General features: G+C 71.9%; 22 protein-coding genes. 8 read left to right on the top strand and 14 right to left on the bottom strand.

Annotation, left to right across the window (positions count from 1 at the left end):
- Window positions 1-110: 110 nt before the first annotated feature.
- Window positions 111-1,049, bottom strand: coding sequence for a GNAT family N-acetyltransferase (locus ABZ855_RS19415; protein WP_360808314.1), 939 nt, complete (start codon window positions 1,047-1,049; stop codon window positions 111-113).
- 85 nt (window positions 1,050-1,134) lie between these two features.
- On the bottom strand, window positions 1,135-1,830 hold the full coding sequence (locus ABZ855_RS19410) for a hypothetical protein (RefSeq protein WP_360808312.1): 696 nt from the start codon (window positions 1,828-1,830) through the stop codon (window positions 1,135-1,137).
- Window positions 1,831-2,095: 265 nt separating this feature from the next.
- Here ABZ855_RS19410 and ABZ855_RS19405 point away from each other — a divergent pair, with 265 nt between their 5' ends.
- From ABZ855_RS19405 to ABZ855_RS19395, 3 genes are all read left to right on the top strand, one after another.
- A complete protein-coding gene (locus ABZ855_RS19405) occupies window positions 2,096-3,967 on the top strand; it encodes an FUSC family protein (RefSeq protein ID WP_360808310.1) in 1,872 nt (623 codons plus the stop codon).
- 73 nt (window positions 3,968-4,040) lie between these two features.
- Entirely contained in the window at window positions 4,041-5,408 is a 1,368-nt protein-coding gene (locus ABZ855_RS19400; protein WP_360808308.1) for an amidohydrolase, read from the top strand.
- Between the two features lie 153 nt (window positions 5,409-5,561).
- The gene (locus ABZ855_RS19395; protein ID WP_319199629.1) at window positions 5,562-5,735 is read left to right on the top strand and encodes a hypothetical protein; all 174 of its coding nucleotides are present in this window, start codon (window positions 5,562-5,564) and stop codon (window positions 5,733-5,735) included.
- Between the two features lie 29 nt (window positions 5,736-5,764).
- Here ABZ855_RS19395 and ABZ855_RS19390 read toward each other — a convergent pair whose 3' ends face one another.
- Complete coding sequence (locus ABZ855_RS19390) at window positions 5,765-6,217, bottom strand: hypothetical protein (RefSeq protein ID WP_360808306.1); 453 nt, start codon at window positions 6,215-6,217, stop codon at window positions 5,765-5,767.
- The gene (locus tag ABZ855_RS19385; protein ID WP_360808304.1) at window positions 6,208-6,888 is read right to left on the bottom strand and encodes an ATP-binding protein; all 681 of its coding nucleotides are present in this window, start codon (window positions 6,886-6,888) and stop codon (window positions 6,208-6,210) included. Before ABZ855_RS19385 ends, ABZ855_RS19390 begins: the two co-directional genes overlap by 10 nt.
- Before the next feature lie 223 nt (window positions 6,889-7,111).
- Here ABZ855_RS19385 and ABZ855_RS19380 point away from each other — a divergent pair, with 223 nt between their 5' ends.
- Both ABZ855_RS19380 and ABZ855_RS19375 read left to right on the top strand, forming a co-directional pair.
- Window positions 7,112-7,972: a helix-turn-helix transcriptional regulator gene (locus tag ABZ855_RS19380; protein WP_360808302.1), complete on the top strand. Its 861-nt coding sequence runs from the start codon at window positions 7,112-7,114 to the stop codon at window positions 7,970-7,972.
- Between the two features lie 110 nt (window positions 7,973-8,082).
- Window positions 8,083-8,298: a DUF397 domain-containing protein gene (locus ABZ855_RS19375; protein WP_055525969.1), complete on the top strand. Its 216-nt coding sequence runs from the start codon at window positions 8,083-8,085 to the stop codon at window positions 8,296-8,298.
- A 215-nt stretch (window positions 8,299-8,513) separates the two neighbouring features.
- Here ABZ855_RS19375 and ABZ855_RS19370 read toward each other — a convergent pair whose 3' ends face one another.
- The 7 genes from ABZ855_RS19370 to ABZ855_RS19340 form a co-directional block, all read right to left on the bottom strand.
- Complete coding sequence (locus ABZ855_RS19370; RefSeq protein WP_360808300.1) at window positions 8,514-9,218, bottom strand: tyrosine-protein phosphatase; 705 nt, start codon at window positions 9,216-9,218, stop codon at window positions 8,514-8,516.
- A gap of 158 nt (window positions 9,219-9,376) precedes the next feature.
- On the bottom strand, window positions 9,377-10,279 hold the full coding sequence (locus tag ABZ855_RS19365; RefSeq protein ID WP_360808298.1) for a hypothetical protein: 903 nt from the start codon (window positions 10,277-10,279) through the stop codon (window positions 9,377-9,379).
- The gene (locus tag ABZ855_RS19360) at window positions 10,276-10,566 is read right to left on the bottom strand and encodes a PEP-utilizing enzyme (RefSeq protein ID WP_360808296.1); all 291 of its coding nucleotides are present in this window, start codon (window positions 10,564-10,566) and stop codon (window positions 10,276-10,278) included. Before ABZ855_RS19360 ends, ABZ855_RS19365 begins: the two co-directional genes overlap by 4 nt.
- Window positions 10,544-12,691, bottom strand: a complete 2,148-nt coding sequence (locus ABZ855_RS19355; protein WP_360808294.1) for a PEP/pyruvate-binding domain-containing protein — start codon at window positions 12,689-12,691, stop codon at window positions 10,544-10,546. Before ABZ855_RS19355 ends, ABZ855_RS19360 begins: the two co-directional genes overlap by 23 nt.
- Window positions 12,692-12,970: 279 nt before the next feature.
- A complete protein-coding gene (locus ABZ855_RS19350; RefSeq protein WP_360808431.1) occupies window positions 12,971-14,458 on the bottom strand; it encodes a glutamate synthase subunit beta in 1,488 nt (495 codons plus the stop codon).
- A 116-nt stretch (window positions 14,459-14,574) separates the two neighbouring features.
- The gene (locus ABZ855_RS19345; RefSeq protein WP_360808429.1) at window positions 14,575-15,054 is read right to left on the bottom strand and encodes an anthrone oxygenase family protein; all 480 of its coding nucleotides are present in this window, start codon (window positions 15,052-15,054) and stop codon (window positions 14,575-14,577) included.
- Between the two features lie 116 nt (window positions 15,055-15,170).
- Complete coding sequence (locus ABZ855_RS19340) at window positions 15,171-15,917, bottom strand: DUF2293 domain-containing protein (protein WP_360808292.1); 747 nt, start codon at window positions 15,915-15,917, stop codon at window positions 15,171-15,173.
- 95 nt (window positions 15,918-16,012) lie between these two features.
- On the opposite strand from ABZ855_RS19340, the gene ABZ855_RS19335 reads away from it, so the two are divergent.
- Complete coding sequence (locus ABZ855_RS19335; protein WP_360808427.1) at window positions 16,013-16,654, top strand: uridine kinase; 642 nt, start codon at window positions 16,013-16,015, stop codon at window positions 16,652-16,654.
- Window positions 16,655-16,788: 134 nt separating this feature from the next.
- Window positions 16,789-17,217 (top strand): CBS domain-containing protein, encoded by a 429-nt coding sequence (locus tag ABZ855_RS19330; RefSeq protein WP_319199638.1) that lies wholly within the window; start codon window positions 16,789-16,791, stop codon window positions 17,215-17,217.
- Between the two features lie 78 nt (window positions 17,218-17,295).
- Here the strand turns inward: ABZ855_RS19330 and ABZ855_RS19325 are convergent, their stop codons facing one another.
- Entirely contained in the window at window positions 17,296-18,423 is a 1,128-nt protein-coding gene (locus ABZ855_RS19325; protein ID WP_319199639.1) for a magnesium and cobalt transport protein CorA, read from the bottom strand.
- A 182-nt stretch (window positions 18,424-18,605) separates the two neighbouring features.
- On the opposite strand from ABZ855_RS19325, the gene ABZ855_RS19320 reads away from it, so the two are divergent.
- Complete coding sequence (locus tag ABZ855_RS19320; RefSeq protein WP_360808290.1) at window positions 18,606-19,400, top strand: methyltransferase domain-containing protein; 795 nt, start codon at window positions 18,606-18,608, stop codon at window positions 19,398-19,400.
- A gap of 87 nt (window positions 19,401-19,487) precedes the next feature.
- Here ABZ855_RS19320 and ABZ855_RS19315 read toward each other — a convergent pair whose 3' ends face one another.
- The gene (locus ABZ855_RS19315; RefSeq protein ID WP_360808288.1) at window positions 19,488-20,399 is read right to left on the bottom strand and encodes a sugar kinase; all 912 of its coding nucleotides are present in this window, start codon (window positions 20,397-20,399) and stop codon (window positions 19,488-19,490) included.
- Window positions 20,396-21,301 (bottom strand): pseudouridine-5'-phosphate glycosidase, encoded by a 906-nt coding sequence (locus ABZ855_RS19310; RefSeq protein WP_319199642.1) that lies wholly within the window; start codon window positions 21,299-21,301, stop codon window positions 20,396-20,398. Before ABZ855_RS19310 ends, ABZ855_RS19315 begins: the two co-directional genes overlap by 4 nt.
- Between the last annotated feature and the right edge of the window lie 75 nt (window positions 21,302-21,376).

Genomic DNA, 21,376 nt, shown 5'->3' with positions numbered 1-21,376 from the left:
GGAGGCGAGAAGCGGGAGACGGGACAGTGAAAACGAGGGCGGGCGCATGGGTTGCCCACCGACGACCTACCGATCATGCGCAGTACCGGGAGGCGGTGCACCCGGATTTCCTATCGGTCGTACAGGCCCGTGAGTCGCCAGCCGTCGTCGCGGGCGACCTGCTCGAAGATCTCGATCTTCTGCGCGAGCCCCTCCGGGTCGCCGATGTCGCACCACCGGCCCGAGACCGCCTCGGCCCATTCCTCCTCCCCTCTCACCAACGGCAGCCCACGCACCGCGAGATGCAGCGCGAGCGTCGACCGCGCGTAGTACCGGACGGCGTTCAGCTCATCGCGGGTACGGGCATAGTGCTCGGTCTCCCGCAGGCGCAGCCGCCCGTCGACCGCGTCGGCGATGAGCAGCGGGACCGGGTCGCCAGGCGTGCGCGCATCCGGAGACGTGACCAGGAACGTCAACTCGCCCTTGTCGTCCCTGACTTCGTACCGGGGTAGATACGACAGCCGGGCGAGTCCGAGCGCGTGCTTCCACGACGTCACCCACAGGCCCCGGTTGAGGTAGTAGCGAACGCTCCGCTGCCAGGTCCAGCACGTGTCGAGGCGGAAGCCGTGCAGGCCCTCGGCGCGGCACGCCTCGTACACCGTGTCCAGCGTCGACGAGGCGAGGCCGCGCCGCCGGGCCACGGGATGGACGTACAGCGACGAGACGCGCAGCGAGCCCACCCCGCTCGGCCAGGTGTCCACGGCGACGGTTCCGAGCGGCCCCTTCGGCCGTCCGTACCGCGTGTCTTCGGCGGTGTCCCAGATCCAGTACCTCCTGCGGTAGTCGTCGTTGTGCTCGTACTCCCGTCCGGACGCCCCGAGCCGCAGGCGTAACCGCTTCTCGTGCGCGACCGTGATCGAGTCCGGGTCGGCGCACTCGCCGAGGGCGCCCTCGGCGAGTGAGGCCAGGTCCCAGAGTTCGAACCGGTGCTCTTCGGCGGGCCCGACCGCGCGCAGGCCGGGGCATGCCGTCAGGCGTTCGTGCACGCGCTGGGCGAGATCATCTTCCATGGCCGGAGCGTAGGGACGTGGGTGGTGTGTCTGTCCGGTCCGGGAGGGGATCTCATCCGGGGGTTCACCTTGGCGATGGACCCGCTCATTGATCGCGTGTTTGCCTCTCGCACTCCTGTTCAAGCGGTGGGTACGCCTCGGCGATGGCCGCGCAGATCCGTCGGCGCAGCAGTTCCTCGGCCTCGGCCCGGCCGGAGTCCCGCTCGCCTCCCGGCAGGCCGTCCAGGAGTTGGTCGTAGTGGCTCATGCGGTGCCTCAGATACTCGACCTTCCAGGGGGTGAGGGTGGCTCGGCCGACGCGACCCGTGTCAGGTGCGGAGTTGCCGCCGGCCGGTTCGATTGGGCCGTCGGCCGCCGCCTCCCGGCGTGCCCGGTGTTCCACCGCCCGCAGGGCCAGCTTGCCCGGCTCCAGGCGCGGTACCTCGATCGGCTCGGTCCTGATCCGCTCCAGGACCTCCAGCCGCCGTCGCCGCACAGTGTCGCGCACCGCTTCCGACCGCCGGGCCGAAGTCGCCGCCGCCCGCTGGAACTCGTCGGTCCGCTCGGCTGCCTCGACCCGCTCGACGCGGTACAACCGGACCTGCGGCGCCGCCCTGAACCGTGGATTGACACTCAGCCGGTCCGGCGGCCCGAGCAGCCGGTGCACCATCCCGCCGGTCCACCCGCGAGTCCGCAGTCCCGCCAATGTGACGTACCGCTGCCCGTCCTCCTCCTCGTACCCCTGATCGTCCTGCTGTCCGTGGCTCTCCCCGTAGCCCCGATCGCCGGCATGGCAGGCCATGGCCACCTCCCCCGTAGCTCGATCGTCACGCTCTGTGACGACACCTCCCATTGAAGCGCCCACCACTGACAATCGCCCCGGGCCCTGTCTCAGCCCTGCGCCCTGCTCCTGTTGCGTTCATAAAGAACGCGGTTTTCGCGGCGACCGTCACATCCCCGAAATACCAGCGCCCCGTTTCCTCCACCGCCCCGATCTACGCTGGAGCACAGCCCGGCCATCGTCGCCCGAAGGCATCGCACCCCCGCCCTCGCCCGACAGGAGCCCTGTGTCCCGCCCCAGCAGTCCGCGCCCGCGTCTCGCCCTGCCGCCCTGGCTCGCCCACGCGCTGCGCGCCCAGCGCGGCCCCGTGCCCTGGAACGCGGTGATCCGGGGTGCGCTGGCCGCAGGGCCGTTGCTGCTGGTCGGCGTATTGGCGGACCGCACCTCCCTCGGTGTCCTCGCCGCGCTGGGTGCCATGCTCGCCGGGATCAACGACCGGCCGGGCAGCCGGCGTTCCTCCGTCAGGCGGCTCGGCGTGCCCGCGTCGGCGGGTGCCCTCGGGCTGATCGTCGGGACGTACGCCGGACAGCAGTTCGGTGCCGTACCGCTGACCCTCCTCCTCACCGGCCTCGGACTCCTCGCGGGCGGCATCAGCGCCATCGGGCCCGTCGCGTCCGGCGCCGGTACGCAACTGCTCGTCGCCGCCGCCATCGGGGCCGGGATGCCGTTGCCCGAGCCCGGCTGGCAACGGGCGCTGTTCTTCGTCGCGGGCGCCGGCTGGCTACTGGTCCTGCGTCTCGCGCTCCCCACCCCAGGCTCCGGCGCCGGTGACTTCCGCTTCGACGGTGAACGGGCCGCCGTGGCCGCCGTGTACGACGCGATAGCCCACCTCCTCGACGCCGCCGGCACGGACCAGGCCGGCCCAGGCCGCGTCGCCCTCACCGCCGCCCTCGACCACGCCCAGGACGCCCTCGGCGGGCCCCGGCTGCGCCAGTACGCCAGTTCGGCGGACGAGCGGCGGCTGCGCACCCAGTACGCCGCCGCGCTGCCCATCGCCGAGGCGGCGACCGCCCTCGCCTGGGCCGGGGACGCCCTCCACGCGCGCGTGGCGGAAGGGCCCCGGCGACTCGCCGCCGCCGTACGCACCAACACGCACACCGGGCCGCTGCCCGCCCCCGCCCGTTCCGCGCCGGGGCTGCGCGCCCTCGACGACGCCCTGCTGCACGCCGCCGACGCCTTCGACCGGGGCGGCGACACGCACGACCTGCACACGCGGCGCCGTACCGTCGCCGCCCTGCTGCGCACAGCCGTCGACGCGGGCGGGCGTGAGTACGGGCTGCGGGTGGCGCTCTGTTTCGGGGCCGGGGCCGCCGTCGCGCAGGCCACGCACCACGCCCACTGGTACTGGATTCCGGCCACCGCCGTCTTCCTGGTCAAGCCCGACCTCGGGCCGCTCGTCTCGCGCGTCCTGTGCCGGGCGGCGGGGACCGTTCTTGGGGCCGTCGTCTTCGCCGGGTTCGCCGCCGTACTGCCACGCCCCGAGGGGCTTGTCGCGCTCGTCGCCGTGAGCGGTGCGCTGATCCCGGTCGCCACCCGGCACTTCGCCGCCCAGACCGCCGTCGTCACGGTGCTCGTGCTCGCCCTCGTGATGGTGGGCGGCGAACCCCAGGCGTCGTGGAGCCGGATCCTCGAGACGCTGGTCGCGTGTGCCCTCGTACTCGTCGTCGGACATCTCCCGATGCCCGGGCAGCGCGGCGGAGGCGTCCGGGCGCGGCTGGCACGGGCCGCCGAGGCCGCTCAGGCGTACCTCCAGCATGTGCTGAGCGGCTCGGACGACCGGCACGCGCGCTGGATGCTGCGCCGCGAGGCCTATCGCGCGCTCGCCGAGGCCCGTACGGCCATCGCGCACTCCGCGGCCGAACTGCCCGCCCTGGCACGGCACACAGAGGGGACGGAGGAGGTCGCCGCCACCCTCGAACGACTTGTCGACACGGCGACCGCCTGCGCCGTCCACCTCGACGACACCGGACACCTCACCCGCCGGCACAGCGACCACCTCACCGAACTCCTGGACGAACTCACCGAGCGGCGCGAGCGCGCCGGGTTGCGGACCCGGATGCGGGTACCGGGGGTGGACGGGACGTCACTCGCCGGTTGACGCCGCCCGGCGCCCGTCCCGGTTCTCACGGTTCGCGCCGCTCACCGGCCACAGCCCGTCGTACGGTGGCCGTATGACGCCTTTTCCCGCTGCTCCCGCGGACCTCGTCATCACCGGCTGCACCGCCCTCCTCCACTCCGGCGGCGACGGGCGGATCGAGTTCGCCGAGGACGCCTCGATCGTCGTACGCAGAGGGATCATCGAGGCGATCGGCGTGGGCGTCGAACCTCCTGATGCCGTCGAACGCATCCACGCGCGTGGGCAGTTGGCGATGCCGGGGCTCATCAACTGCCATACGCACGCCCCGATGGTCGCGCTGCGCGGGATCGCCGAGGACCTGCCCACCGAGGAGTGGTTCAACGACGTCGTGTGGCCGATCGAGTCCAACCTCACCGCCACCGACGTGGAGTTGGGTGCGCGGCTGGCCTGCGCCGAGATGATCCGGGGCGGTGTCACCTGCTTCGCCGACCACTACTTCTCGATGGACACCGTCGCCGCGGTGGTCGAGGAGTGCGGGATGCGGGCGCATCTCGGCGAGGCGTACTTCTCCTCGCAGGGGCCCCAGGGGCGGGAGAGGTCGCTGGAGTTCGCGCTGCGGCACCGGGGCGGCGCCGACGGCCGCGTCACCACGGCCCTCGCCCCGCACGCCCCGTACACCGTCGACGACACCGACCTCGCCGCCACCGCGGACCTCGCCCGCGAGCACGGGCTTCCCGTGCACCTCCACGCCGCCGAGAACCGCGACCAGACCGACGCCAGCCTCGCCCGGCACGGCCTCACCCCGATCGAGATCCTGGCCCGCACCGGTCTGCTGGCCGACGACCTCGACGTCCTCATCGCGCACGGCACCGGCATCGTCGAGCGCGACCTCCCCGTCCTGGCACGCACGAACGGACGTACGGCCGTGGCGACCGCGCCCCGCGGATACCTCAGGTTCGCCTGGCCCACCACCACCCCGGTACGCGCCCTGCGCGAGATCGGCGTTCCCGTGGGCCTCGCCACCGACGGCGCCGCCTCCAACAGCTCGCTCGACGTGTGGGAGTCCATGGCCCTCACCTCGCTGATCCAGAAGTCGAGCGAGGGCGACCCGCGCTGGCTGACGTCCCGCCAGGCCCTGCGCCACGCCACACTGCAGAGCGCGCGGGCGGTGGGACTCGGCGAGCGGATCGGCGCGCTGGCACCCGGCCGGAAGGCCGACATCATCCTCGTCGACCTCACCGGTCCGCACACCCAGCCCGTGCACGACCTCGCCGCCACCCTCGTCCACAGCGCCCGCTCCTCGGACGTCCGTACGACGATCGTCGACGGCCGTGTCCTCATGCGCGACCGCGAGCTGCTCACCCTCGACGTGCCGGAAATCGTCCGGGAGCTGGCGGAACGGCTGCCCGCTCTCGTCGACCGGAGCCACGGCAGGCGGATCCAGGAGTACGACCCCACCTGAAAAAAAGGGCACAAGGGATGTAACAGGGTGAGGTCATCCTCACATCTGGCGGTGAACGGGTGTCAACTACGTCTCAGTACGGTCACTGGGCGAGGCCCTTTCCCCATGATGAGCGTTTAAGTCTATGAGATCAGCGCTACATGGAGGTGCAGGGTGAACGGGCGAAAGGTGCTCGAACGCTTTCCCGCCGGCGGGCCGCGCGGTTCCTGGCCCGCGGAGGAGTTCGCACAGGCGCGGCGGCTCGAGGGCCTGGCCGCGGAAGTCGTCATGGACCTCGCCACGGACACGTTCCTCGTGATCGTCCGGGGCGCTGTCGCGGGGGAGTGAGGCGGCCGCCGGGCCCTCGGGGGAGGGCTTCAGGCGCTGATCGGCCTCGACCACGCCGGGATCGTCCCCGTCACCTGGCACAGGGCGAGGTAGAGCGGTATCGGCGGGGTGTACGGGAGAGTGTCGTGCGGGCGGTGCAGAAGGGGCGGGACACGCGAGGCGTCACGGACCACCGCTCCGGTGGCGTAGTGCGCCGGGGACGGCCACTCCAGGGCGTAGTCGGAGTCCGCCGGAACGAGCCACCACCAGTGGCTGGCGTCCGCGAAGACGCAGCCCACGCGGGGTAGCCGGGGGAGTATCTGCGGGCCGAAGCGCGCGGGTACCGCCACCGCGTCGCAGCCCAGGGGGGCGGTCATGCCGTCCGGTATCGGAAGGCGCAGGGGGGTGGCCGTACGGGGCGGACCTTGCAGGCCGCGCCTCACGCGTACCAGCGTGTCCATGCTGACGACCCGGGCCCCCGTGGACGAACCCCTTACACCCATTCGGCCTCTGTCCCCGTCCCCGTTGTCGCGTGGCCCTGAAACTGGTGGCGTCCATGGTGTCCGGAGCGGCCGTGGTGTGCCTCTGTGTCGTCCGCGGGCTCCGGTTCCGGGTCGCCGACGGTTTCAGGGCGGGGTGGTGGCGCGCCCCAGCCGAGGTCGCCGCGGGGCGCCGTGGAGTCGGTGTCGACCGCCGCTCGGGCGAGCTCCGCCCAGACCAGCAGGCCGGGTCCGTGTTCCTGGGCGCCCCAGGCCCTGCACATGGCCTCGACGAGCAGGAGTCCCCTGCCCTGCTCGTCGTCGGGCCGCTGGGGTGACTGGTGGGGCACACCGGGTGCGCAGCCCTCGTCACGCACGGCTATGCGCACCAGGTCGTCGCCGTCGTGCAGCTCGCAGACTATGTGGCTGCTCGCGGTGTGCACGATGGCGTTGGTGACCAGCTCGGTGACGACCAGGGCGGCTGTGTCGCAGGTGTCCTCGCAGACCGACCAGCCCGTGAGCCGGGCGCGCGTCAGGCGGCGGGCCTGCGCGGGCGAGCCCGGATGGGCGGCCAGCTCGAAGCGGAACCGGCGCTCGGCCGCCGTCCCGGGGCGCAGCACGGCTGCGGCCCCGGGACCGGAGCGGTCCGCGGCGGCGTCTGTTCCTAAGGGCGGGGACGGAATCACGCTTGCCACTATCTCCCCGCCGTGAACACTTGGCAAGTGTCACTCTGAAAATTGCAGAGTGCGGTGTGACGGAGTGGAACGGCGTGGCACACTGCTCGCAACAGCACTCGGAGCGGCGCCAGTTGGGACTTTCGGTAGGTTTTCGAATAAACCTTCGAACGGAATCCCGGTGGCGCCGCCGGGCTGTCAGGAACCCTCACCGGCGCACGCCGGTGCTCGATGGAGGTGGAGCGTGAGCGAACCGCGGTCCGCGCCGACGGTCGGACAGGTCGTCCTCGGCCGACGGCTGCTGGACCTGCGGGAGCGTGCGGGCCTGCGACGCGAGGAGGCCGCACGCATCCTCAGGGTCGCCCCCGCCACCGTCCGCCGTATGGAGATGGCCGAGGTCGCCCTCAAGATCCCCTACCTCCAGCTCCTCCTGAAGTCGTACGGCGTCTCGGACGACGAGGCCGAGGCGTTCGTCCAGCTGGCCGAGGACGCCAATCAGCCCGGGTGGTGGCAGCGGTTCCACGATGTGCTGCCCGGCTGGTTCTCCATGCACGTCAGCCTGGAGGGCGCGGCGAGCCTCATCCGCCAGTACGAGCCCCACTTCGTCCCCGGCCTGCTGCAGACCGAGGAATACGCGGTCGGTGTCCTGCAATCGGGTGCCATCGGCCAGACCAGACCCGAGGACATCGAGCGCCATGTCGCGCTGCGCATGGAACGCCAGGGACTGCTCACCCGTGACGGCGCGCCCCGGCTGTGGGTCGTGATGGACGAGACCGTTCTGCGCCGCCCGGTGGGCGGCCCGGAGGTGATGCGTGCGCAGATCGACAGACTGCTCGAAGCCACGAACCTGCCCAACGTGACGATCCAGGTCGCCCCCTTCTCCTCGGGGCCGCACCCGGGCACGTACGGGCCCTTCGTGCTTTTCCGTTTTGCCGTGCCGGAACTCCCGGACATGGTCTACAGCGAGTACCTGACCGGCGCGATCTATCTGGATTCGCGCAGCGAGGTGGCCACCCACCTGGAGGTCATGGACCGCATGGCGGCTCAGTCCGCTACAGCACATCGCACGAAGGAGATCCTTCGCGATCTCCGCAAGGAGCTCTGAATCTCTGCATGGATCGCATGACGTCCAAGGTCCGGATACGCCACGAGCGAATCAATGAGCTGACCACTGAACGGGTCGCCGAGCGGGCGAGCGCCCGTATCTACAACGGCATGCCCGCCGGTGAACTGGGCAGCGAGGGCTGGCACAAGCCGTGGAGCGGTGGCAACGGAGGCAACTGCCTGGAGGCGATGAAGCTCGCCGACGGCCGGATCGCCGTCCGCCAGTCCACCGACCCGGACGGTCCGGCGCTGATCTACACCACCGCCGAGATGCTCGCCTTCATCGAGGGCGCCAAGGCGGGGGAGGCCGACTTCCTGCTCTCCTGAGGTCGGGTTCGGCCGTTCATGGGCCGCAGCTTCCGTTGTGTTCAGTCAAGCCCTCTGATTCTGATTTGGTTAACGCGCCTTGCTGTACGTCATCTCCGACGAGGATGGAGTATGAGACCTGGTCGGCCGTCTGCTCGCAGTCCTGCCCGCCAGGCCTGCGGAGGTAGCAGTACGGACCGGAATCACCAGGTCCTGACTCGCTTACGCGGCGTGGCTCACAGCCACGACCACATGCGCCGCGGTGCGTCCACGAGCCGGCTGACCGCCACCACCGCGAGCGGCGGCTGCTCGGCCTTCTGCCGGCCGAGGCTCAACCCGTAGTAGATCTGCTCGATCGACGGCGGCCCGACCGCGAGGTTGCGCCGGACCGCCGTCGACGGCAACTGCTTGTCGGCCTGCACCAGATACGCCGCCGCCATCGTCCCCGTACGGCCGACGCCGGCGCCGCAGTGGACGAACACCGGCCCGGACGACGAGGCGACGACATCGAGGAACCGCTGCACCTGACCCTGGGTGGGCGTCTGCCCGTCACGGATCGGCAGCCGTACGACGTCCAGCCCGGCCTTGTGCGGTTCGGCGAGCTGGGCCGCGTTCAGGTCTTCCGCGCGCAGGTCGACGACCGTGGCGATGCCGAGACCCGCCAACGCCCGGTAACCGGCGGGCGAGGGTGCCGCTCCACGCCACAACCGCCCCTGGCTGTCCACGCGTTGGAAGTGGTGGACGCCCTGGACCTCGCGGGTGCCGGGCGGCGCCGGCGTCTCGTCGCTGACCCAGTGCGACACCGCCAGGATGCCGAGGGCGCCGGTGGCCCACAGGACGAGATAGCCGATGACGACTCTGCTCAGGATCCGCAGGATGCGGCGGACCGCACGACGGGTGGGCAGTGGTAGCGAGGACGGGGGAGCGGCGATGGCAGCCATGAATGACCCGGGGGGTTGGGGACGGGGGCGCGTTCGTACGTTCATGCAGGGGACGACAGCGCTTTTGCATCGTAACCCTGGCCACTGACAGCGAAGCCTTTACGTGACGTACGCCTCATTTGGTGCGCTTTAGTACCGAATGCCCCGATTACGCATTCCTAGTCGTCGTCCGCGTCCATGTCGCCGATACCGACGACCGTGAGGTGCGCGCGGTCGAGGGCGGCGTCCTCCAGGCAGCCGCGCAGCCGCAGGCGGTCGTGCTCGGTGAGCGCCGGCCGGACCACACCGGCGAACACCCCGTCGCCGAGGTCGCCGAGGGTCGCACGGTTGAGCGGCACGGACGTGGAGTCCCGGCACTGCTCCCAGACCTGGCGCGCGGCGAGCGAACGCCGCTCGTCGGAGACGAGGCTGCCGCTGCCGCGCAGGTCGACCTGGACCAGTACGGAGGTCGCCGCGCTGTCGTTCGCCTTCTGCTCGCGGGTCTCGGTGAGGTCGGCGAGCCCGGCGACGAGCGCGCCGAGCAGGGCGGCACCGAGGACCCCCACGGCCGTCGTCCGCACGATGTACCCCCTGGAACGCCTGCCGCCCACCGGGGGGAGGTCCTCCAGGTCGGTGTCGGCCTCCGGGCCGGGCGCGGCCAGGACGGTCAGGCGATCGGCGAGCCGCCGTTCGGCGGGCTTCGCGGTGACCGACGCTACGCGCTGCACGACCCACGCGAGCCCGGACAACAGCACCCCGGTGACCATGAGCACCGGCACGAAGACGTACGTGCGTTCGGCGGGCTCGTCCAGCCAGCGGAACCGCGTCGCGCTCTGCCGCGCCGGGGGCTCCCGCAGCCGGGCCAGGACCTCCTGCTGCCCGCGGCGGCTCTCGCGCACCTGTTCCTCGATCCGCGAGAGCCGCCCGATCAGCGTGATTCCCAGCAGCATCACCTCGACGACGAGCAGCAGCACGCCGCACAAAACGGCCCGCTGCCACTGCCACCGGTAGAGGTAGATGACGACGTAGGTGCCCGCCCCGGCGGCGGCCAGCCAGCCGAATACGTATGCGATCCGCCTCATCGTCCGGCCCCCGCCCCGGTCTCGTCGCCGGTGCGTACGTCGTCGGTGCGCACGTTGCCGTTGCGTACGGCATCGGCGCGTACGTCGCCGGTGGTGCCGTCGACGGTGAGACGGCTGCCCGGCGGGAACCGGCTCACGGCGTCCTTCGTCCCGACGACCGCGGGCAGCCCGAACTCCCGTGCCAGCACGGCGAGATGGGACAGCGGACTGCCCGTCTGCGCGACCAGCCCGGTGAGCCCGGGCAGCAGCGGGGCGAGCGCGGGATCAAGGGTCCGTACGACAAGCACCGCGTCCGCCGGCGGGGTCCCGGTGCCGTCCCAGGCGGTCCCGGCGGCCCGCCCGCCGGACACGCCACGGCCTCCGCCCCCCCGCCGGGCCGGTGCGGTGCTCGGCGACCACGGTCCCGTCGGCGGCGACCCGGAAGGCGTCCGGCAGCGGGGCGGTCGGGGGCAGTGGCTGCCGCTCGCGCACGTCCGCGGGCAGCGGCCCGCCCTCCAGCGCGGTCATGAACTCCGGCCACCGCAGCAGACCCACCCGCGTGCGGTCGTCCAGCGCTCCGCGTACGACCAGCCTGCGCGCCCCCTCCCGCACGAGCCGCACCTGCAACTCCTGCACCCATCGGACCCGGAGCCTGAGCGCCTCCCGGGGCGGGAGCACGGGGGCGGTGGCGCCCGGCCGGTCGACAGACCGCCGGGACGGGCGCACGCCGGTGACCGCCGCCGGGTGACCGTGTCCGCGTCCGTGTCCGTCCGGGTCGGGACGACGTCCCGCGCGCGGGGCCCCGGCCGCGCTGTCGGGGGCGTCCTCAAGAATCGGCGCCACCGCCGGAAGCCGGTTCCGTCCACGCAGGCTCGGTGCCGTCAGGGCCAGCACCACCGGTTCGGCGGTCACGACCTGCTCGTCGGGCATCCCCCGGACGCGGGCGTCACGGGCGTCCGCGAGCGCGGTGAGGGCGGCACCGGCCGCCGTACGGGTCCTGCCGCCGACCCCGCTCGCCGGGCTCTCATGCAGCAGCGCACCGGCCAGCGCCTCCTGGGCGTGCAGCGCGACCAGCGTCGTACGCGTCCAGCGCAGGGTGGACGCCAGTTCGCTCGACGGCAGGTCGGCGGGCGGCGGGGTCTCGGCCAGACGGCGGTCGACGTCCGCGACGAGGTCGACGGCGAGCCCGGGCAGCGCCGAGGCCAGCCGGCCCGTCCGCCAGGCGGCGGCGAGCCTGCGTCCGCCCGGCGCCGGGTTGAGCAGGGCGAGCCAGCGGTGCCGGGGCGGGACGGCGCCGAGCAGCAGCAGATCCGCCGCGGCCCGTCCGCCGACCGCCGTGACCACCGGCACTGCGCGCAGCCGCCTCCGGGGAGCGGTGCCTCCGATGTCGAGCGCGGCGGCGAGGCCGCGCGCCATCGGCGCCACCCACAGGTCCTCCTCCAGGGGCTCCAGCTGATCCGGCAGGGTCTCCGCCACCGGTCCTGGGCCCAGCAGCCGGGCCCCGCGCGGCGGCCGGGCGGCCATCGCGGTGATCGGCCGGCTCTGGAACAGCCACAGTCCCCCGTGGTCGTCGAACCCGAACTCGATGTCCTGCGGCCCGTCGAAGACCTCGCGGGCCTGTCGCGCGAGACGGGCCAGCCGGCGCAGTTCGAAGCTGCCCAGCAGAGGCTCGGCGTCCGCCGGTTCGGTGCGCAGCATGCGGCCACGCAGGCTCAGCCAGTAGTCGGTCCCGGCCTGTTCGCCGCTGACCAGGCTGTCCGGGCCGCCGCGCACCGTGCTCACCAGCATCCGGTCGGCGCGCCCTTCGACAGGGTCGGCGCCGAACATCACGCCTCCCACGCGCGCGGTCAGCATCGGCTGGACCAGCACGGCCATCGGCGCGGGGGCCTCACCGGGGCGGTGCGCGGAGTCGAGCACGGTCCGCACCGCCGCACGGAAGTCGGCCCAGCCGCGTAGGTCCAGCACGGACGCGAACCGGCCTGCGAGGGACGATTCCTCGGTGTCCTCCTGAGGCGAGGAGGACCGGACGACGAGCGGGCGCCGACCGCCGTCCGAGAGCGTGTCCCAGGCGTGGCGCAGCGCGGGCCAGGCGCTGGTGGGGATGCCGGAGGAGACAGCGGAGGCGACTCCGGTGGGGATGCCGGACGTGGTGCCTGGCGGGTCGTCGGGTGCGGCATCCGGGACCGCCGGGCGCGTGATGACGAATCCGGGCAGTACCGGCAGTCCGGCGGCGGCCGCGCGAGCGAGGTTCGCCGCCTTGGAACCGGCGAGCAGGGGAAGAGCGGCGGCGGGCTGCTTCAGGGCGACGGCTACTCTGCCGTGAACCCCGACCGTGTCGCGGCCGTCTCGCGCGACCACGTCCAGGACCGCCCCGCCGCGGGGGTCGTCCCCGTCGCGTGCGCCTTCGCCGTGACGTTCATCGAGCGTCGTCATAGAACACCCTCCAGGTCCGACCGCCAACAGGGGGGACGCGTAGGGGTGGCCCTGCGCCTGACGGCAGAACGAAGGATCGGCGGCGGGCCCGTGAGGCCCCGTCTCCTGTGCCAATGATCCTACCGTCGGCCGTATTCCTCCTGGCTGGAAGCCGATTTCGCCCGCAGCCGGGAACAAGGCCACCCAGAGCGACCACCCGCTGCCCCCGTGCGACGAGAGAGCCGAGGTGGATCACTCTCGGGGTCCGGCCCTTGCAGGGCGCCGACGGAACGGGACGTACTACACGGTCATCGGCCGGTCGTAAGGCCCTATCGGCGCCGGCAACTGTGTGCCGCCCGTCAGGCGGCGGTCCACGGCCGCCGCGACCGCCCGTCCCTCCGCGATCGCCCACACGATCAGCGACTGCCCGCGGGCCGCGTCCCCCGCCGCGTACACGCCCGGCACGTTCGTCGCGAAGTCCGCGTCGCGGGCGATCGTGCCGCGCGGGTCGAGGGCGAGCCCGAGCTGGTCTATCAGTCCGTCCTGCCGGTCGGGTCCGGAGAAGCCGAGGGCGAGCAGCACGAGGTCGGCGGGAAGAGTCCGGTCCGACCCGGGCAACGGCCGACGCTCCGCGTCCACCTCGACGAGGTGCAGCTCCCGTACGTGCCCGTCCGCGTCGCCCGTGAAGCGGAGCGTGGACGCCGCGAAGAGCCGGGCGTCGGCATCGGCCGCGGGCGCCGACTCCAGGTCGCGGGCCTCCTCGTGCGCGGCCGACAGCCGGTAGACCTTCGGGTACGTCGGCCAGGGATCCACGTCCTCGTCGCGCTCCCCGCCGGGCTGGGCGTAGATGTCCAACTGGGTGACCGACGCGGCCCCTTCGCGCACGGCGGTGCCCAGACAGTCGGCCCCCGTGTCACCTCCGCCGACGATGACGACGTGCTTCCCGGCGGCGGACATCGGGGAGGCCTCCAGATCCCCCTCGCACACCCTGTTGGCCAGCGGCAGATACTCCATCGCCTGATGAACCCCGGCCAACTCCCGCCCGGGCAGCGGCAGTTCACGCCAAGCCGTGGCCCCCACCGCCAGCACCACCGCGTCGTAGCGCGACCGCAGTTCGGCGGCCCCGACATCCCGCCCGACGGCGGTCGACGTACGGAACTTGGTCCCCTCGGCCCGCATCTGCTCGATGCGCCGCTCAAGGTGGTGCTTCTCCATCTTGAAAGCGGGTATCCCGTACCGCATCAGCCCGCCGAGCCTGTCGTCCTTCTCGTACACGGCGACGGTGTGCCCGGCCCGGGTCAGCTGCTGTGCCGCGGCGAGCCCGGTGGGCCCCGACCCGATCACCGCGATCGTACGTCCGGACAGCCGGTCCGGCGGCCGCGGCGGCGCGAAGCCGTCCGACCAGGCCCGGTCGGCGATGGCCACCTCGACGTTCTTGATGGTCACCGCGGGCTGGTTGATGGCCAGCACACAGCCCGCCTCGCACGGAGCCGGACACAACCGCCCGGTGAACTCGGGGAAGTTGTTCGTGGCGTGCAGCCGGTCGCTCGCGGCGCGCCAGTCCTCCCGGGAGACCAGGTCGTTCCACTCGGGGATCAGGTTGCCCAGCGGACAGGCTTCGTGACAGAACGGGACTCCGCAGTCCATGCAGCGACCGGCCTGCTTGCTGATGACCGGCAGCAGCGCCCCCGGGACATAGACCTCGTCCCAGTCACGGACCCGCTCCTCGACGGGCCTGCGCAACCAGTCCTGGCGTGGTGTGGTGAGAAAACCCTTGGGATCGCCCATGGCGGTGTCCTTGCCGTCTTCGTGCGGACGCGTGACGGGGCCGTGCGTCATCGGGCGGCACTCTCTTCCGGACACGATACGACTCATCGGCCCGCATGCCGAGCGGGCCCGGTGACTCACGCGACGGCAAGGATGTAGAGCACCGAGGCCGCGGCGGAGGCGACCGTGCGTATGTGGTTCCACAGGGTCCACTCGCGCACATACACGGGCCAGTAGGCGTCGGCCTCCGCCGTACCGGGCTCCAGCTTCAGCAGGGCGTCGTTGCGCGGCACGTTCGCGCCCATGGTGAGCCCGAACGAGCCGAACAGATGCAACGCGCTGCCCACCAACAGCTCCACCGCACCCTCGTCCGGCCACACCACCAGCGTGACCGCGACGATCACCAGACACAGCACGGCCGACCCGACGAACACGAGCATGAACGGCGGATGCAGCGCGGTGACGTTGATCGCCCGCATCGCCGCGACCCCCTGCGCGGGCGGCAGCGCGGCGAGTCCCCTCATCACGAAGGTCGAGAACCCGCAGAACACCCCGGCCACCACCCCGGTACCGAGCACCCCCAGCACCACGAGTACGAAGTACGCCCCATCGATCATGCCGTCCCCCAGGTCGATCCCCATCCGTCCCCACCAGTGAACCCCCCGCCACTGACAATGCCCATTGCTCGACGACGCGGCCCTGCGGGCGACCGGCCCACGACCCCCTGCCGAGCTCACGCCGACCGGGCCCGGACAACCGTCCCGGAAGCCGTATCCTCCCCCCTCTCCCCATCCGCCCCCGTTTCCGTCCCCCATTCCCGAAGCCTCTCCTCGACGGCACCCGCGATCCGCCGCCGAGCCTCGTGCCGCGCGACCCCGCTCATCAGCAGCAGGTCGTACGACGTGTCCACATGCCGTACGGACGCCACGACCGCCGAGATCACCGCCCCCTCGGACAACGCCCGCCCCGCCGCGCTCCGCCCCACCCGCCCGCTGCCCCGCACCGAGGCGTGCGCGGCGATCTCCGTCGCCCGGTCCGCCGGGCACCCCGGCAACAGCCTGCGGATCTCCCGCGCGAACGCCTCCGTGAACCGCAGATCCTCCGCGGCCCGCCGCCGCGCGTCCCGCGTCCGACGCAGGCGCCGTGCCTCCGCATCCGCCAGGCACCGCTCCTCGGCCCGGGCGAGCCCCGCCTCCTCGACCAGCACACCCTGTCGCTCGTAGCGTCCCTGCCGCCGGTTGAACCGCACGACCACCGCCGACAACCCGCTCTCCTCCCGCGACCTGCGCGTCAACGCGGTGTCGCCCCTCGGCAGAAACACCAGATGCCCGAGATCGGCACAGTCGAGACACCGAGGCGCCCCCTCCTCCAGCACCAGCAGTGCCAGCGGCCCTCGCCGGCACTCGGCACACTGCCGCCGCTTGAGCGGCTGCACGACGAGAAGTCCTGGTGGGAGCGGAGGAGTTGGGCGCCTTGTCATGAGTGATTGATTCCCGCCGACAACCAGGAATCCCCGGCCGGACCCGACCTGCTCGCGCATGCGCCGCTCCCTCCCGCCAACAGCAACCCGGCATGATGGACCGTGTGCGACTGGAACCGATCACCTGGGACCGGCTCGGCGACCTCCTCGCCGAACGTGTGCTCGACCTGAAGCCGGACGACGGCAGCCCCTGGCCGCGCATCGCCTTCGACGGGGCCCCGGCGGCCCGCCCCGGAGACCTCGCCGAACGCGTGGCCGAGGCGCTGCGTGTCCGCGGCCGACCCTCGCTCGCCATCGGTACCGCCGGTTTCCTGCGCCCCGCCTCCCTCCGCCTGGAGTACGGCCACCAGGACGTGGACGCCTACTACGACGGCTGGTTCGACACCGGCGCCCTCTGGCGCGAGGTCTTCGGCCCCCTCGAGCCCGGCGGCGACGGCCGTGTCCTGCCCGACCTCCGCGACCCGCTCACCGACCGCTCCACTCGTAGCCCCCGCGTCGAGCTCCCGCCCGGTGGCCTTCTGCTGCTGCACGGCCCCCTCCTGCTGCGCCACTGGTTCCCGTTCGATCTGACCGTCCACGTCCTCCTCTCCCCGGCTGCCCTGCGCCGCCGTACCGCCGAGGCCGAGCACTGGACCCTTCCCGCCTTCGAGCGCTACGAGAGCGAGACGGACCCCGCCACCGCCGCCGACGTCCTGATACGCGCGGACGACCCACGGCACCCGGCCTGGAACGGCTGACCCGGCCCCGGACCCGCCGCCGAAAGCCGCTTACTTCCGGGTGCGCTTCCCCCGGAGCGCGGCAAGAATGTAGGGCGCCGGGACTAGCGGTGCCCTCCGTGCCGCGCCGGCCGTCCGGCACCGGGAGGTACTTCATGACCACCGCCGGAGACATCATGCACCGCGGCGCCCAGTGGATCCCCGCCCACGAGACCCTCGATCGGGCCGCCCAGATGATGCGCGAGCTCAACGTGGGCGCCCTGCCCATCAGCGACGAGAACGAACGCCTGTGCGGCATTCTCACGGACCGCGACATCGTCGTCGGCTGCGTGGCCATGGGCCACGACCCGGCGAGGGTCACCGCGGGCGAGATGGCCCAGGGCACCCCACGCTGGATCGACGCGAGCGCCGATGTCAGCGAAGTGCTCGAAGAGATGAAGGATCATCAGATCCGCCGACTTCCGGTGATCGAGAACAAGCGTCTGGTCGGCATGATCACCGAGGCCGATCTGGCCCAGCACCTCACGGACGACCAGATCGCGGCCTGGGCCGAGAGCGTCTACGCCCGGACCACGATGCGTTGATCCCGTCCTTCCCCGGCACGCACCTCGCCCGGCCGCCCACGCCGGGCGAGGGGTTGTGCGTGCCGGGGTCGGCCGTGTTCAGAGCCAGCCGTTGCGCCTGAAGCTCCGGTACAGCGTCAGACAGACGACGGATATCAGACCGAGGACCAACGGATAGCCGAACTGCCAGCGCAGCTCAGGCATGTGCTCGAAGTTCATGCCGTACACACCGCAGACCATCGTCGGTACGGCGATCACCGCCGCCCACGCCGTGATCCTGCGCATGTCCTCGTTCTGCGCGACCGTGACCTGCGCGAGGTGCGCCTGCAGAATCGAGTTGAGCAGCTCGTCGAACGCCGCGATCTGCTCGGTGGCCCGCAGCTGATGGTCGGAGACGTCCCGGAAGTACGCCTGTATCTCCGGGTCGATCACCCGTATCGGCCGCGTTGCCAGTTCCTGCAGCGGTCGGTGCAGCGGAGCGACGGCCCGTTTCAGTTCCAGCAGCTCACGCTTGAGCTGGTAGATCCGGCCGGGGTCGGCCCGGGCTCCGTTCGTTGCGAAGACATCCGACTCGACCTGGTCGATGTCCGCCTGGACCGCGTCGGTGACATGCAGATAGTCGTCGACCACATGGTCCGCGATCGCGTGCAGTACGGCTGCCGGCCCCTTGGCGAGCTGCTGAGGGTCGGCCTCGAGCCCCTCGCGCAGCGGGCCCAGAGAGCCGTGCCTGCCATGTCGTACCGTGATCACGAAATCCCGGCCGACGAAGACCATGATCTCGCCGGTGTTCACCACCTCGCTCGTCGCCGTCAGCTCGGTGTGCTCGACGTAGCAGACCGTCTTGAACACCGCGAACAGGGTTTCCCCGTACCGCTCCAGTTTCGGTCGCTGGTGGGCGTCGACCGCGTCCTCGGCCGCGAGCGGGTGCAGGTCGAAGAGTTGGGCGATGCCCGCGAACTCGTCGTCCGTCGGCTCGTGGAGACCGAGCCAGACGAAGCCCTCGTCGCTCTTGCGGACCCGCCGCACCGCGTCGGCGAGATCCTGGCCGGCCGGGATCCGGACACCGGACTCGTAGGCCACACAGTTCACGACCGCGGTACCCAGGGGCGAACGGGCATGGTGACTCAGATCGACAAGCGGGCGCCGCCGTGCCAGCCGTGCCACCTTACGGAGGTCACCGACCCTGCCGAGGGCGGTGACCTTCCGCAGATTCCCTGCCATGGACATCTGGATCTCCTTGCGTGGATCTCCTCGCGCCGCACTGTCCGCACCTTGCGCCTGGCTCGTCAGTTTGCCAGCCTCGCGTGAACGCCGGAGAAGCCTGTGGGAACGGAAGGTTCCGTTTCGCTTTCATCGGTGCGGGAGCGTCGACCCGGCCGAACAAAGCGGATGACTGGGATGATCTCGCCATGACGCGAACCGACGGGTATCTCCTCGACAACCGGCAGACCGAGGCGGGACAACGCTTCGACGCCTTCGCCGCTCTCTTCGATCCCACGACCTTCCGGCATCTCGAGGGATTCGGTGTCGGACCCGGCTGGCGGTGCTGGGAGGTCGGCGTCGGAGGGACCTCGGTGGTCTCCTGGCTGGCCAAGAAGGTCGGTCCGACCGGAAAGGTCGTCGCGACCGACCTCGACACCTCGTGGGTCGCCCCGGCCGCCCGGCCGCCGGTGGAGGTACGCGTCCACGACGTGGGCGTCGACGAGCCGCCGGGGGAGGGCTTCGACCTCGTGCACGCCCGGCTGGTCCTCGTTCATGTGCCGGACCGGGAAAGGGCGTTGCGCTCGATGATCAAGTCGCTGCGCCCCGGCGGACGGCTGCTGATCGAGGACGCCGATCCCGCTCTGCAGCCCCTGCTCTGCCCCGACGAGCACGGCCCCGAGCAGCAACTCGCCAACCGGCTGCGGCACAGCTTCCGCCAACTGCTCGCGGACAGCGGCGCCGACCTGGCGTACGGCCGCAAACTCCCGCGACTGCTGCGCGAGGCGGGCTTGCGCAACGTACAGGCCGACGCGTACTTCCCGGTCACCTCGCCCGCCTGCGACGCGCTGGAGTCCGCGACGATCCGTCAGATCCGGGACCGGCTCGTCGCCGAGGGCCTTGCCACGGACCAGGACATCGACCGCCACCTGGCCAACGTCGCCTCGGGCGGGATGGACCTGGCCACCGCGCCGATGATCTCGGCGTGGGGACGCAAGGGCTGATCGCCGGCGGCGGTCGAGGGCGCTGTGGGTAGACCCTCAACCGAGGACAGGCCTCAACCGAGAACGGCCCTCAACCGAGAACGGCCCTCAACCGAGAACGGGCGGTCTTCCGCCCACCCGTTCCACCGCGCGTGCGCCCGCCCGGCATCCCTGCGCCGCCGCGTCCTCGGGCGCGGCGCCCGTCAGCAGGGTGGCGAGGAACGCGCCGGTGAAGGCATCGCCGGCCCCCGTCGTGTCCCGGGGTGTCGCGGGCACGGCCGGGACATGCGCGCACACGGTCCCGGACCGGGCCACCAGCGCACCCTCGGCACCCTGCTTGGCGACCACCAGCGGGACGTGGCGGCTCAGCTTGGCCGCCGCGTCCGCCGGATCGGGCAACCCGGTGAGCAGACAGGCCTCGTCCCGGCTCGGCAGCAGGACGTCCACCCCCGCCGCCAGATCCAGGAAGCGGTCGACACCCAGTTCGACGAGGTACCCCGCCGACGCCGGATCCAGGCTCACCGGCACACCACGCGCGCGTGCGGACGCCAGTGCCACCGTCGCGAGCGCCCGACTCGTCGGCGAGAAGAGCAGATAGCCCGAGAGATGCAGTCGTGCGACACCGTCCAGCAGCTCGTCCGACCAGTCGTCGGGGTCCAGTCGCGCCGAGGCACCGCTCTGGGTCAGGAAGGTGCGCTCGGCCGCCGAGCCCGTGTCCACCAGGCAGATCACCGTTCCGGTTGGTGCCTCGCGATCGACGACGAGGCGTGGCCGCACCCCGCAGGCGGTCAGCTCACGCTCGTGCCAGGCGGCCGAGTCCAGGCCCACCCGACCGAGCAGCCGAACCTCCGAGCGGCCCCAATGGGCAGCCCAGCAGGCCACGTTGGCGCCGGCACCGCCCGGCAGGGTCCGGATCGCGGCGGTCGTGTCGGTCCCCGACGCAAGCGGACCCCGGTGCCGGGCGACGATGTCCGTGATGACGTCCCCGACGACGAGCAGCGCCCCGCCCGACTCGGTCACGCCCCGGCCCAGGCCGCCGCGATCCGCCCGGCGAGCCGTACGTTGCCGCGGACCGCTGCGAGATTGGCGCTCAGCGAGGCACCGTCGGTGTGCCGCACCAGGTAGTCGAGCAGGAACGGCGTCACGGCCTGCCCGCTCACGCCCTGCTCCTCGCACGCGTGCAGCGCGTCGGCGAGCACGCGCGCGTGGAGCTCCGGATCCAGCTGCTGCTGCTCGGGCACCGGATTGGCGACGATGAACGCCGACGCCGGGGAGTCGAGCGCGTCCTGGGCCCGCATCACGTCCGCGACCTGCTCCGGCGTGTGGAGCGTCCAGTCCACCGGATGCCCGGAGTCCGAAAGGTAGAAGCCGGGGAAGTTGCCGGTGCCGAAACCGGCTACCGCGACCCCGAGGGTCTCCAGTCGCTGCAGTGTGGCCGGCACATCCAGGATCGACTTCACGCCCGCGCAGACGACCGTGATCCTGGTGCGTGCCAGCAGTCCCAGATCGGCGGACTCGTCCTGGGTCACCGTCCACTCCCGGTGCACTCCGCCGAGCCCACCCGTGGCGAACACCCGTACGCCGGCCTGGGCGGCCAGCAGAGCGGTCGCGGAGACCGTGGTCGCCCCGCTCGCCCCGGCGGCCACCGCGAGCGGCAGATCGCGGTGGCCCAGCTTCCGGATCCCGTCCTCGTTCGCGACCCGGTCCAACTGCTCCTTGTCCAGGCCGACATGGGGGCGCCCGTCCAGTACGGCGATCGTGGCCGGGACGGCGCCCTCCTGCCGGACGACGTCCTCGAGTTCCAGCGCCACCTGCAGATTGCGGGGGCGTGGCAGGCCGTGCGCGATGATCGTGGACTCCAGGGCCACCACGGGTCGACGCGCGTCGACCGCTTCCCGTACTTCTTCGGACACCACCAGCATCACGTGCCTGCTTTCTGTCGTTCGGTCTTCCCTCATCTCTGGCGGGCGGCACGCCTGGTCAAACCCTTGCGGCCG

Origin of the sequence: Streptomyces sp. NPDC047042 (assembly GCF_040644035.1) — a bacterium.
In the GTDB taxonomy this organism is placed as follows: domain Bacteria; phylum Actinomycetota; class Actinomycetes; order Streptomycetales; family Streptomycetaceae; genus Streptomyces.
This window is presented reverse-complemented; position numbering and strand designations above follow the sequence as displayed.